Source organism: Streptomyces sp. NPDC007991 (assembly GCF_042958445.1).
Classification (GTDB): Bacteria; Actinomycetota; Actinomycetes; order Streptomycetales; family Streptomycetaceae; genus Streptomyces.
On sequence record NZ_JBIBJD010000028.1, the window covers coordinates 1 to 12,890 of the forward strand.

The 12,890-nt window shown below is 71.0% G+C and carries 9 protein-coding genes and 1 pseudogene; 4 read left to right on the forward strand and 6 right to left on the reverse strand.

The genetic code is table 11. The features are described 5' to 3' along the window. The 3 genes from ACFZDA_RS41375 to nadA form a co-directional block, all read right to left on the reverse strand. Positions 1–3,105: tetratricopeptide repeat protein (locus tag ACFZDA_RS41375; protein WP_391091701.1), on the reverse strand; the 3,105-nt coding region annotated here is incomplete at its 3' end. Beyond that, entirely contained in the window at positions 3,098–4,543 is a 1,446-nt protein-coding gene (locus ACFZDA_RS41380; RefSeq protein ID WP_391091703.1) for a hypothetical protein, read from the reverse strand. The genes ACFZDA_RS41375 and ACFZDA_RS41380, both read right to left, overlap by 8 nt. Positions 4,544–4,726: 183 nt before the next feature. After that, positions 4,727–5,911 (reverse strand): quinolinate synthase NadA, encoded by a 1,185-nt coding sequence (gene nadA / locus ACFZDA_RS41385; protein ID WP_391091705.1) that lies wholly within the window; start codon positions 5,909–5,911, stop codon positions 4,727–4,729. Positions 5,912–6,192: 281 nt separating this feature from the next. Between nadA and ACFZDA_RS41390 the strand changes: the two genes are divergently transcribed. Further along, positions 6,193–6,549, forward strand: coding sequence for an iron-sulfur cluster assembly accessory protein (locus tag ACFZDA_RS41390; RefSeq protein ID WP_010037217.1), 357 nt, complete (start codon positions 6,193–6,195; stop codon positions 6,547–6,549). Between the two features lie 116 nt (positions 6,550–6,665). On the opposite strand, the gene ACFZDA_RS41395 is transcribed toward ACFZDA_RS41390, so the two are convergent. Together ACFZDA_RS41395 and ACFZDA_RS41400 are read right to left on the reverse strand one after the other, a co-directional pair. Then, positions 6,666–8,519, reverse strand: coding sequence for a hypothetical protein (locus tag ACFZDA_RS41395; RefSeq protein WP_391091707.1), 1,854 nt, complete (start codon positions 8,517–8,519; stop codon positions 6,666–6,668). A gap of 146 nt (positions 8,520–8,665) precedes the next feature. Continuing rightward, a complete protein-coding gene (locus tag ACFZDA_RS41400; RefSeq protein WP_391091709.1) occupies positions 8,666–8,875 on the reverse strand; it encodes a hypothetical protein in 210 nt (69 codons plus the stop codon). 132 nt (positions 8,876–9,007) lie between these two features. On the opposite strand from ACFZDA_RS41400, the gene ACFZDA_RS41405 reads away from it, so the two are divergent. Beyond that, a complete protein-coding gene (locus ACFZDA_RS41405) occupies positions 9,008–9,982 on the forward strand; it encodes a PfkB family carbohydrate kinase (protein ID WP_391091711.1) in 975 nt (324 codons plus the stop codon). Positions 9,983–10,047: 65 nt separating this feature from the next. On the opposite strand, the gene ACFZDA_RS41410 is transcribed toward ACFZDA_RS41405, so the two are convergent. After that, complete coding sequence (locus ACFZDA_RS41410; protein WP_391091714.1) at positions 10,048–11,427, reverse strand: aminotransferase class V-fold PLP-dependent enzyme; 1,380 nt, start codon at positions 11,425–11,427, stop codon at positions 10,048–10,050. A gap of 286 nt (positions 11,428–11,713) precedes the next feature. Between ACFZDA_RS41410 and coxB the strand changes: the two genes are divergently transcribed. Both coxB and ACFZDA_RS41420 read left to right on the forward strand, forming a co-directional pair. Continuing rightward, positions 11,714–12,679, forward strand: a complete 966-nt coding sequence (coxB, locus tag ACFZDA_RS41415; RefSeq protein WP_391091717.1) for a cytochrome c oxidase subunit II — start codon at positions 11,714–11,716, stop codon at positions 12,677–12,679. Next, a pseudogene (locus ACFZDA_RS41420) lies at positions 12,676–12,890 on the forward strand (cytochrome ubiquinol oxidase subunit I); the annotation flags it as partial. The gene coxB and the pseudogene ACFZDA_RS41420, both read left to right, overlap by 4 nt.

A 12,890-nucleotide genomic window follows, 5' to 3' on the forward strand; every position in this document is an offset into this window, starting at 1 on the left:
GTGGCGTACGGCTTGGTGGGCGGGTTCGAGGGCGCCTTGGCGGTCTCCGGTCTCGGCCAGGTGGGCGGCGAGGTTGTTGAGTGCCATGGCGAGGTCGGGGAGGTAGGCGCTGGGGTTGGTGTGGGCGAGTTGGGTGTAGTGGCGTACGGCTTGGTGGGCGGGTTCGAGGGCGCCTTGGCGGTCTCCGGTCTCGGCCAGGTGGGCGGCGAGGTTGTTGAGTGCCATGGCGAGGTTGGGGAGGTAGGCGGCGGGGTTGGCGTCGGCGAGTTGGCGTCGGATGCGTACGGCTTGGTGGGCGGGTTCGAGGGCGCCTTGGCGGTCTCCGGTCTCGGCGAGGCGGTTGGCGAGGTTGTTGAGTGATCCGGCGAGGTCGGGGAGGTAGGCGCTGGGGTTGGTGTGGGCGAGTTGGGTGTAGTGGCGTACGGCTTGGTGGGCGGGTTCGAGGGCGCCTTGGCGGTCTCCGGTCTCGGCCAGGTGGGCGGCGAGGTTGTTGAGTGATCCGGCGAGGTCGGGGAGGTAGGCGCTGGGGTTGGTGTGGGCGAGTTGGGTGGAGTGGCGTACGGCCTGGTGGGCGGGTTCGAGGGCGCCTTGGCGGTCTCCGGTCTCGGCGAGGCGGACGGCGAGGTTGTTGAGTGCCATGGCGAGGTCGGGGAGGTAGGCGGCGGGGTTGGTGTGGGCGAGTTGGGTGGAGTGGCGTACGGCCTGGTGGGCGGGTTCGAGGGCGCCTTGGCGGTCCCCGGTCCCGGCCAGGTGGTTGGCCAGGTTGTTCAGTGATCCGGCGAGCTCGGGGAGATAGACCGTGTCTCTGTCAGCCAGGTCCCGGTACATGTCGGCCGCCTCGCGGGCGAATTCCACGGCAGCCGTGTGATGCGCGTTCCCCGACAAGGCGACGGAGACCTCGACCAGCGCATCCGCCAGATGCGGCAGGGCGTTCTCCCGGTCCCAGACCACGAGGTCACGCAGCATGTCGATGCCCGGCCCCGGGACACTGGCCCACGCCGCGTGGCGGGCCAGCCAGGTCCGTACGTACCGATCGGCCCCCTCCCAGCCGCCGGCCTCGGCCTGCCGCTTGAGGAGGTCCACCACCGCCCGCAGGACGACCACCTCGGCGGCCGCCCCCTCGGGCCCCTCGCGTCTCCTGAGATGTGAGACGAACTCCCGGTGGTACAGCCGGTACACGGCCTGTGTGCCCGCGCCGTCCTCGACGATGTAGCGGCCGTAGGCGGACAGGACCCAGTCCACGTCGCCCTCGTCGTAGACGGCGCCCTGCCCGCCCAGCGCCGAGGCCACGGCCTCCCAGACTCCGCCCGCGGGCATGCCCCGGCCGGCGGCCCACGCGAGCGCCGTGAGGAGGTCCCGCGCCGCCGAGGGGAGTTCGGTGCCGTCGTCGCGTACCCGCCGTGGGCCGCAGCGCAGGTCCTCCTCGAACGCGGCCTCCACGGAGTCGGGCAGCCCGGCGAGCAGGTCCTCGGTGGGCGCGTCGAACTTTTCGCCCGGGTGGTCCCGGAGGTCCCCGCGCTCTTGAAGCCGTGTGACGAGGAAGCCGGTGACCAGCCGGGCGAAGAGGAACCCCCCGTCCCGTGCCGTCGCGCGGTCCGCCAGGGCCTCGGCGACCCCGGTCCCGTCGACCTTGGCGGCCTCGCAGCGCCGCCGTACGTACTCGGCGATGTCCTGCCGGGTGTCCGGCTCGGCCTCCAGGTCCACCGTCGTGACGCTGTCGCCGATGTGGCGGACCAGGGCGTCCGGCAGTGTCTCGCCCTCCTTCAGCCTGCCCCGGAAGGGCCGTTCCCGGGAGCCGACCAGCACCGGGAGCATCCGGCTCAGCGGAAAGACCAGCTCCTCGATCACGCTCTGGGTGTGCTCGGCCGGCACCTCGTCGAGACCGTCGAGGACCAGGACGGGAGGCGTCGGAAGCTCGCGCAGCTCGGCTCTCAGGGCGTCCGCGTTCCTCGGCTCGCGCAATCCCAGCCGGGCGGCGAGTTCCGCGGCGGCCTGTGTCGCGTCCAGGCCCCGCAGATGTACGGCCGCGAAGGTCCGGGCGTCCCGTACACCCGGGTCCGGGTCACCTTCCCTGAGGGCTCCCTGCTCCTCGGCCTCCCGGCGCTGTTCGGGGTCGGCGAGCGTCGCGATACGCCCGAGCACCGCCGACTTGCCGCAGCCGGCGGGCCCGGTGACCAGGAAGAGACCGGGAGCCGCGGCCTCCATCCACCCGATGATCTTCCCTAGCACCTGCCGCCGTCCGCTGAAGAACCAGCCTTCCTCCCGGTGCCCCACGCCGCGCGCGGCGAGCACCAGGTGCTCCACGAGGGTCGGTGCGGCACCCGGCCGGGCGAGGGGGTTGGGAAACGCCGGGCGTTCGTCGCCCACGGCGGCGCGCGCGGGCCGCTGGCCCTCCGCGTCCCATCTGGTCGGCAGTGCCGCCAGCAGCTCGACGCCACTGACCAGCTCGTTGTGCGCGCTCCACGCACTCAGGTACTCGTCTGTCCGCGGGCCCTCCCGCAGCACCGCCGCCAGTGCCCGCAGCAGCGGGCCGTCGCCGTCCGAGACTTCGTTGCGCTGGCAGCTCGCCATGCTGCCGAGCCACTTGGTCCGGCCGGGCGGAAGGGAGATCTCGGACCAGTGTTTCAGGGCGGTGCGGACGCCGTCCCCGACACCGTCTCCCGCATAGCAGGTGTCGACGACCACCAGAATCTGGTCGGCCTCCGAGGAGACCGCGTACCCGATCAGCTCTTCCGTGGACACGCCGTGCCTGCGTATCCGGACCTTCCGCGTCCCCACATGGTCGCCGGGCTCCAGATCGCTGAGGACGAGCCGCAGTTCGTCGTCGGCGAGGACACCGTGCCCCGACCAGAGGATCAACGCGGGCTTGCGGCCCCCCGAGCGCCGCCAGCCCTCGCTCCACTCCTCGACCTCCCGGTCGAAGGCAGCCCGGTCCGGGTTTCCCCCGCCCACCAGCCGCACGTCGAAGCCCAGCCTCGCGAGGAGGCCGGCGATCTCCTCCATCTGGGCCTTGGCGCCCACGAGCTGGGGGAAGGTCCGAGAATCGTCGTACGACTCGCACACCACGCACAGTGCGGTGGCCCTGAACTCCGGAGCCTCATTCACCCTCGGTGCCCTCTTCCCCCTCGTGCTCCATCACCAGCACCAACGCCGTCACCGAGGCCTCCGCAGCGTGCCGTGCGCGGACCCTCAGCCGGTGCGCTCCGGGTGCGAGACCGGTGAGCGGAGCGGTGTAGCGCCCGTCGCCCCGGTTGCGCAGCGAGCGTCCGGGGCCGTCGTCCACGCTCAGGGCGATCGCCAGCTCGTCGTGCCCGGGGGCGTCCCTGGGGACCGACACCTCGACCTCCGCCGCCTCGCCCGCCGCCAGCACCTCCGGCGCGCGCACCCCGAGCGGCCGTGCCGCCTCCTCCTCCGGCCCCCGGTGCACCGGCAGTTCAGGTGTGAGCCACGACCACAGCGCCCAGCGGACGGCGGAGTTGTTCTGGAGCGAACCGTGCTGTTCCCACGGGGTGTACGCGGGTCGCCGTACGCCCGTGACATGGGCGCTGGACAGACGGGGCACCCGCCCGTCGCCGCCCTCCTCCGCGCCACCGATGGTGAGCAGCGGCGAGAGCCGTCCGTCGTCCCCCGGCCGGGCCGTGGTCTCAGTGGGCTGCAGAGCCCCGCTCACCGGCAGGTACTCCAGCCCGTAGGCGGCTCCCGTCCGGGACTCGCGCAACGCCGAGTGGAACAGCGCCGCGTCCTTGAGCAGGGCTTCGTCGACCCCCGGCAGCCCGGTGACCTCACGGGCGTAGCGGAGCTCCTCCGCGTCTGTGCCGCCCCCCTCCAGACACGCGTAGTCCGGGGTGAGCTGGTGCAGGGACGGCAGGCTGCGTGCGAACCGCGCCAGATTCAGCCGAAGCGGGCCGAACCCCGGCCGCAGCCCGTTCACCAGGTACAGCAGGGCGTCCAGTGAGCCCCGGTACGGCGTCCCGAGGGTGATCACCCGACGGGTGACCTCCGCGCCGCCGCCCAGCTCGACGTACTGCCGGGTCACCAGCCCGCCCATCGAGTGGCACACGAACACCACCCTGGCCTCAGCCCGCCCGGCGGCAGAGGCCCGCCAGCGGCCGAGTTCCTCCTCCACCCGCTCGCGGAGCCGTTCGGCGTTGTACCGGCAGGAGAGCCGCCAGTCGTAGGAGAAGTCCACCAGGTTGACCGGTGTGCGAGGGTCGTCGCCCGGCAGCCGCCGTCGCAGGGTGAAATGCCGCTCCAGCCAGTCCAGCAGCCCGTTGTAGCCGTCGACGAGCGGCCCGACCCCGGGCAGGGCGTGCAGATCGGGCATCGGCCCGGCGGGCCGCACGCCGTCACCGGGGTGGTCGTCTCCCAGGTCGGAGGGGAGGACCAGCCGGGTCACGGACCTCCCGAAGGTCCTGATCCCCCGTAACAGGGCCTTTCCCGAGAGCCCCCACAACTCGTTCCCGTCCGCGTCCGTCAGCCTGCTGCCCATGATCCCCGGCACTACGACCACGAGATCGTCGACCCGGCCGCGCTGTGTCGTCATGCCGCCCCCGTATGTGCGCGTCGTGCTGTGAGGGGTCAGCGTAATGACGCCGGAGTCGGCCGGACACGAGGAATGCGAAACTTGTCCGCACGAAACACGAACCGCGAAATGCGCTCTGGCCTGCGTGGAGAAGGGGTGACGCCGGCCACGGCCGGCGTCACCCCCTTCGTGCCCCGCTACGGGTTACGGCAGCGCCAGCATCCGCTCCAGCGCCAGCTTCGCGAACGCCTCGGTCTCCTGGTCGACCTCGATGCGGTTGACCAGGTTGCCCTCGGCCAGCGACTCCAGGGTCCAGACCAGGTGGGGGAGGTCGATGCGGTTCATGGTCGAGCAGAAGCAGACCGTCTTGTCGAGGAAGACGATCTCCTTGCCCTCCGGAGCGAAACGGTTCGCCAGGCGGCGGACCAGGTTCAGCTCCGTGCCGATGGCCCACTTGGAACCGGCCGGAGCGGCCTCCAGGGCCTTGATGATGTACTCCGTCGAGCCGACGTAGTCCGCCGCGGCCACGACCTCGTGCTTGCACTCGGGGTGCACCAGGACGTTCACGCCCGGGATGCGCTCGCGCACGTCGTTCACCGAGTCCAGGCTGAAGCGGCCGTGCACCGAGCAGTGGCCGCGCCACAGGATCATCTTCGCGGCGCGCAGCTCGTCGGCCGTCAGCCCGCCGTTCGGCTTGTGCGGGTTGTAGACCACGCAGTCGTCCAGGGACATGCCCATGTCCCGCACGGCCGTGTTCCGGCCGAGGTGCTGGTCGGGGAGGAAGAGCACCTTCTCACCCTGCTCGAAGGCCCAGTCCAGGGCGCGCTTGGCGTTGGAGGAGGTGCAGATGGTGCCGCCGTGCTTGCCGGTGAACGCCTTGATGTCGGCGGACGAGTTCATGTACGAGACGGGCACGACCTGCTCGGCTATCCCGGCCTCGGTCAGCACGTCCCAGCACTCGGCGACCTGCTCGGCCGTCGCCATGTCGGCCATCGAGCAGCCGGCGGCGAGGTCGGGCAGGACGACCTTCTGGTCGTCGGACGTCAGGATGTCAGCGGACTCCGCCATGAAGTGCACACCGCAGAACACGATGTACTCGGCCTCCGGACGCGCCGCCGCGTCCCGGGCCAGCTTGAAGGAGTCCCCCGTGACGTCGGCGAACTGGATGACCTCGTCGCGCTGGTAGTGGTGGCCGAGCACGAAGACCTTGTCCCCGAGCTTCTCCTTCGCCGTGCGGGCGCGCTCCACCAGATCCGGGTCGGACGGCGAGGGCAGGTCGCCGGGACACTCCACACCGCGCTCGCTCCTCGGGTCGGCCTCACGGCCGAGGAGCAGCAGGGCGAGGGGCGTCGGCTGTACGTCGAGCTCCTGGGTTTGGGCGGTGGTCACGACACGCACCCTTTCTGTTCCGCGACTTTTCGTCGATTTGACGCTATCTATCATAACCGCTTCACGTCACTTTGACGATGGCCATAGCGTCTGTGTGACGTGAATCCCGGCGAGCCGTCGTTCATTCCCGGGAACGCCGGGAAAGAGCCGTTTTCCGGTTCCGGGCGCGTGTGCGAGCATGAAGAGGAGCCGAGATCGAGCGCCCGGCCCGGAATGAATCCGCGGCCTCGCCGGTTGCACCCGTCGGCAAGCAGTCTCCGTACAACCCGGGAGAGATGTAGATGTCCGTATCGGACGAGACCAGCACCGTCACCGACGGCATCATCCTGACCGACGCCGCCGCGTCCAAGGTCAAGGCGCTGCTCGACCAGGAAGGCCGCGACGACCTCGCGCTGCGCGTCGCCGTCCAGCCCGGCGGCTGCTCCGGCCTGCGCTACCAGCTCTTCTTCGACGAGCGTTCCCTCGACGGTGACGTGGAGAAGGACTTCGGCGGTGTGAAGGTCGTCACCGACCGCATGAGCGCCCCCTACCTCGGCGGTGCCACGATCGACTTCGTGGACACGATCGAGAAGCAGGGGTTCACGATCGACAACCCGAACGCTACGGGCTCCTGCGCCTGCGGCGACTCCTTCAGCTGAGCCCGCCAAGCCGCTTCCCGCGGCCGCGGACATGACGAAGGCGGCGGCCCCCTCCGAGGGGCCGCCGCCTTCGCGCTGTGCCGGAGCCTTCGCGCTGTGCCGTATTACATGCCGTACTACCGGGCCCGCGTCGGGGGAGCCGGCAGTCGCGCGCCCTCCTTGGCCAGCGGGACACCCTTGCCGTCCGAGCCCACGACCGCGCGGTCGCCGAGCGGCTGGTCCAGCCGCACGGTCTTCTCGAACTGCTTCGCGATCATGATGCAGATCTTGCCCGGCCACGGGGTCGAGGTCACCGTGACCTTCACCTCGTCGCCGTTCTCGCTCGCCTTCACGTCGTAGTCGGAGCACACCCCGCCCGTGAAGGTCACGGTCAGCTCCGAGCCCTCGGCCCGGTAGCCGTCCACCTTGACGTCACGCGGCTCGGGAGCCGCCGTCGGCTTGTCACTCGGCCCGCTCGGCGTCGAGGAGGCCAGGTACTTCGGGTCGACCGCCGGATACGTCACCGTGAACGGGTCCTTCGCGCCCGGTGCCGTCACCTCGAACAGCCAGGACGGCACCAGCGCCTGCCGCCCGTCCACGAAGTGCGAGGCCAGCCCGAACACCGCGTTCTCCACCGTCACCGCGTCCTGCTCGGGAGCGCCGCTCGACGACGACCCGCAGGGCTGCTCCAGCCGGTCCTTCAGCGGCACGGGGCTCGCGCAGCCGCCGATGCCCATGCGGTGGTCTCCCGTCGGCCGCTTCTCCATCAGCTGCAGCGCCTTCTCGGCGCCGATCACGGGGTACGCGTCCCCCTTCACCGGCGTCTTCAGCTGACCGCTGCCGCCGACGACCTGACCGTCCGACCCGACCGTGACGCCGGTCGTCCAGCCGTACGTCGGCAGTCCGCCGATCTCGGGAGCGGCGTTCACCACCCGCTGAGCGCCCATGACCTGGCTCGCGTCGCGCTTCGCGTCGTCCTGACCCAACGCCTTCAGCACCGGCGCCGCGGCCTTCTCGGCCTCCGCCTCGCTCACCGGGCCGCCGCCGGAGCGCGGAGCGGTGCAGGTGTCGGTGCCCTTGCAGTCGTCGGTGCCCGGGGCGTACCGGCTGAAGGTCCAGGCACCCGGTGCCTGCTTGTTCACCTGGAGGCTGGGCCCCGAACCGTCCTGACCGGACCCGACCTTCCATGCCTCGCCCTGCGCCACCGGCGCCCCCTCGACCCCGAGGGCCTTCGCCAGCCGGGCCACGTCCGCCTTGGTGACCTGGCCCCGTGCCCGGTACACCGGGGCCTGGCCGGGACCGTCCGGCAGCGGGCCGTCGACCCGGTAGGTGGCGCCGTAGGGGTTCGGCTCACCGGGTGCGATGCCGTTGCCGCCGCCCGGCGTCGATTCCCCGTACCCGTCGAGCGCGAGCGGCGGGGGAGTGCCGTCCCCACTGGGCGCGCCGGGCGTCGCACCGCCGCCGGAGCCGCCTGAGGCGTTGGCCGCGAGCCAGGCCCCGCCACCGCCGATCAGCAGCACGGCGGCGGCGACGGAGGCGATGATCGCGGGCGTCCGCGACCGCCCGCTGCCCGGCCGGACCAGGTGCTCTTCGTCGCGGGGCAGCTCGCTGCCGGGGACGGGGGGTGTTTCCGTGTCTGCTTCCAGGGCCGGGCCGGCTTCCTCGGCGCCGGTGTCCCGGCCCTGGGGCGCGTCGGTCTCCTCGGCCGCGGTTCCCGAGGGGCCGGCCTCTTCCGCCGCAGCCGGCGCGTCGTCCGTCGTCTCCGCCTCAGAGGCCGGCGCGTCATCATCCGACGTCCCGGAAGCCTCAGTTGCCTCGGTGGCCTCGGCGGCCTCACTGGAGGCATCCTCTGTGGCCTCAGCGCCCTCGATAGCCTCGGCGGCCTCGGCGGTGCCCTCCGAACCCCGCTCCTCGACCTCCGGGGTGTCGGAGGATCCGGCGCCGCCCACTTCCCTGGCGTCGTCGTCGTTGTCGGGTCGCTCGGTGTTCACCGCATCGCTCCTTCGGCTGCACAGCTGTCCCATGGGACCCGGTCCGGTCCCTCATGGGCCGCTGTCGGGTCGTATCCCGCCTCCCCTTTACGGGGGACAGCGATGGGACGCAGCGGGGGAGCGCACGGTTCCCGTCAGTGCGCCGCTCAGTCCCCGTAGTCCGACATCGCGTCGAGCAGCCGCGCCGACGCCGGGGGTACGGTCACACCGTGGATCAGGGCCGGGGAGACCGGCCGGGAGGCGACACGGTCGGGAGCCGCCCAGTGGGGAGCCATCCGGGCGCCGTCGCCAGGCAGCGAGGCCAGGTCGCCTTCGAGATCGACCGGAAGATGCGCCTGGACCTTGAGATTCGTCATATCCGCACCGTAGGCACGCCGGACCTCACGGAGAAAGATCTACTATCGGGTAGTTTCGATGCCTTCAGAGCGGCCCCGTCCACCCGATAGCGTGAACCGTCAAGGTCCGCCTCCCTCAGGAGAGTCCACGCCGTGCGCATCGCAGTCACCGGCTCCATCGCCACCGACCACCTCATGACCTTCCCCGGCCGCTTCGCCGACCAGCTCGTAGCGGACCAACTGCACACGGTCTCGCTGTCGTTCCTGGTCGACAAGCTCGACGTCCGCCGCGGCGGCGTCGCCGCGAACATCGCGTTCGGCATGGGACAGCTCGGCACCCGCCCGATCCTGGTCGGCGCCGCGGGCGCGGACTTCGACGAGTACCGGGCGTGGCTCGACCGGCACGGCGTCGACACCGACTCCGTCCGCATCTCCGACACGCTGCACACCGCCCGCTTCGTGTGCACCACCGACGCCGACCACAACCAGATCGGCTCCTTCTACACCGGCGCCATGAGCGAGGCCCGCCTGATCGAGCTGAAGACCGTCGCCGACCGCGTCGGCGGTCTCGACCTGGTCTCCATCGGCGCGGACGACCCGGAGGCGATGCTCCGCCACACCGAGGAGTGCCGCTCCCGGGGCATCCCGTTCGCCGCCGACTTCTCCCAGCAGATCGCCCGGATGGACGGTGAGGAGATCCGCATCCTGCTGGACGGGGCGACGTACCTCTTCTCCAACGAGTACGAGAAGGGCCTCATCGAGTCCAAGACCGGCTGGACCGACGCGGAGATCCTGTCCCGGGTGGGCCACCGGGTGACCACCCTCGGCGCGAAGGGCGTGCGGATCGAGCGGGCCGGCGGCGACCCGATCGAGGTCGGCACCCCGGACGAGGAGCGCAAGGCCGACCCGACCGGTGTCGGCGACGCCTTCCGCGCCGGGTTCCTCTCGGGTCTGGCCTGGGGCGTCTCCCTGGAGCGTGCCGCCCAGGTCGGCTGCATGCTGGCGACTCTCGTCATCGAGACGGTGGGGACGCAGGAGTACCAGTTGCGGCGCGGGCACTTCATGGAGCGGTTCACCAAGGCGTACGGGGACGAGGCTGCGGCGGAGGTGCAGGCGCACCTGGTCTGAGCCGGGCTGTTCGTCTGCGGGTGCGTGGGGGCTGGTCGCGCAGTTCCCCGCGCCCCTCAGGTTTCTCAGCTCACCCGGCGGATCAAGTACGCCGTTCCCTGGTCCGCCGGCTCCTCCCCGACGTACTCCTGATTCCTCATCGCGCACCACGCCGGAATGTCCAGCCGGGCCGCCTCGTCGTCCGACAGGACCCGGACCAGGCCGCCCACCGGCACGTCGCCGATGACCTTCGCCAGCTCGATCACCGGAATCGGGCAGCGCTTGCCGAGGGAGTCGACGACCAGTTCGTCCGCCTCGCGGGCCACCTCGGAGGCGACCGGAGCCCCCAGCTTCTCCCGCACCGCCGCCACGGCCCCGGGGAGGACCGTCAGGAACCGCTCGACATCCTCCTGTGCCGTCCCCGGCGGCAGCGACACCCGCACGTTCCCCTCGCTCAGCACGCCCATCGCCCTGAGCACATGGCTCGGCGTCAGCGTGCTGCTCGTACAGGACGATCCGGACGAAACGGAGAAACCCTCCCGGTCCAGCTCATGCAGCAGGGCCTCTCCGTCGACATAGAGACAGGAGAAGGTGACGACGCCGGGCAGCCTGCGCACCGGGTCGCCGACCACCTCGACGTCCGGCACCGTCTGCGGCACCCGTACCCGGATCCGCTCCGTCAGCTCCCGCAGCCGCGGGGCCTCCTCGGCGGCCTCGGCCCGTACGGCCCGCAGCGACGCGGCCGCCGCCACGATCGCCGGAATGTTCTCAAAACCGGGCGCCCGCCCCGATTCCCGCTCGTCCACCGGCCCTTGCGGCGCGAATCGCACACCCTTGCGGACGGCGAGCAGTCCGACCCCCGACGGCCCACCCCACTTGTGGGCGCTGGCCGTCAGCAGCGACCAGCCGCCCTCCACCGGCCCCCATCCCAGCGACTGCGCGGCGTCCACCAGCAGCGGCACGCCCGCGGCCCGGCACGCCTCGGCCACCTCGGGCACCGGCTGCTCCGTCCCCACCTCGTGATTGGCCGACTGCAGACAGGCCAGCGCCGTGTCCGCGCGCAGGGCGGCCGCGTACGCCGACGGGTCCACCAGCCCGGCGCGGTCCACCGCGATCCGTGTGACGGTCCCCCCGGCGGACTCGTGAAGCTCCGCCGCATGCAGGACCGAAGAGTGTTCGACCGCCGACACGATCAGGTGACGCCCGATCCGCCCCCGCCCGGACAGCGCCCCCGCAATCCCCGTGTGCACGGCACGCGTTCCGGACGAGGTGAAGACCAGTTCGTCCGGCCGGCACCCCACGGCCTCGGCGGCGGCCTCCCGGGCCGCGTCCAACAGCATCCGGGCCCGCCGTCCTTCCCTGTACAGACGCGCGGGATCCGCCCACCCCTCGTCGAGGGAGGCCAGCAGAGCCTGCCGGGCGACGGGATGAAGCGGAGCAGCGGAAGCAGCATCGAAGTAGGCCACACAGCAACGCTAGAACGTCCGGCAGGAGACGTCCCCACGGGTGCGGGACTGTGGCATCTGCGGCTCCGCCGCGGGGCGCGACAAGCCGCGACGAAGGCCGCACCCGCCAAACCAGCGAACCAACCCACCGAGTAGGCACCCCTCCCCGAGAACCCCCGGAGGGCGTCGGCTAGGGTTTGGTCCGCATAAACATCCAAACCCCTGCCCGACGCAGGGCGGCGACCGACCAGCGAGAAGGCCAGGCCGCAGCCGATCCGCGCGGGCGAGACTCTCGGGAAGGCGCTACGTGAGTCCCAACGGCTCCGACCGCTCGCCGCGGCGCCCGATGCGGCGGAAGCTGCTGCAGGCACTGACCGCGGGCCTGGTCTTGGCGACAGCCACCGGTTGCTCGTACAACTGGGAAGACTTCCCCCGCCTTGGTATGCCCACCCCGACCACGGAAGAGGCTCCGCGGATCCTCTCCCTGTGGCAGGGGTCCTGGGCGGCTGCGCTCGCCGTTGGCGTGCTGGTGTGGGGTCTGATCCTGTGGAGTGCTTTCTTCCACCGGCGCAGCCGCACCAAGGTCGAGGTACCTCCGCAGACCCGGTACAACATGCCCATCGAGGCGCTGTACACCGTGGTCCCGCTCATCATCGTCTCGGTGCTGTTCTACTTCACCGCCCGCGACGAGACCGAGCTGCTCAGCCTCAAGAAGAAGCCCGACGTCACGGTCAACGTGGTCGGCTTCCAGTGGAGCTGGTGCTTCAACTACATCGAGCCGGTCGCCGGTTCCACCGGTGACGCCAAGAAGGCCCCGGAGCTGAACGCGATCCCGGACCGGTTCAAGAAGGACTTCCCGGCAGGTGCCGGCGGCGTCTACGACTGCGGTACCCCCGGCACCCGGAACCCGCAGACCAACAACCCGGGCCCGACGCTGTGGCTGCCCAAGGGCAAGACGGTCCGCTTCGTGCTGACCTCGCGTGACGTCATCCACTCCTTCTGGGTGGTGCCGTTCCTGATGAAGCAGGACGTCATCCCGGGCCACACCAACGCCTTCGAGGTGACCCCCAACAAGGAGGGCACCTTCCTGGGCAAGTGCGCCGAGCTCTGCGGCGTCGACCACTCTCGGATGCTGTTCAACGTGAAGGTCGTCTCCCCCGAGCGCTACGAGCAGCACCTCAAGGACCTCGTGGACAAGCAGCAGAACGGTTACGTTCCTGCCGGCATCGCGCAGACGAGCCACGAGAAGAACCGGGAGACGAACAACCTGTGAGCATCCTCAACGAACCCCAGGGTGCCGCGGCAGCAGGGTCCCACTACGAGGACGAGCTGCCGGTCAGGCGCCAGAACCGCGGCAGCGTCGTGGTCAAGTGGCTGACGACGACGGACCACAAGACGATCGGCACGCTGTACCTGGCCACGTCGTTCGCGTTCTTCGTCATCGGCGGCGTGATGGCGCTGCTCATGCGCGCCGAGCTCGCCCG

Coding starts and splice junctions, on each gene's coding strand:
- ACFZDA_RS41380 (WP_391091703.1), bottom strand. CDS start 4,543: ATGACGACACAGCGCGGCCGGGTCGACGATCTCGTGGTCGTAGTGCCG.
- ACFZDA_RS41390 (WP_010037217.1), top strand. CDS start 6,193: ATGTCCGTATCGGACGAGACCAGCACCGTCACCGACGGCATCATCCTG.
- ACFZDA_RS41400 (WP_391091709.1), bottom strand. CDS start 8,875: ATGACGAATCTCAAGGTCCAGGCGCATCTTCCGGTCGATCTCGAAGGC.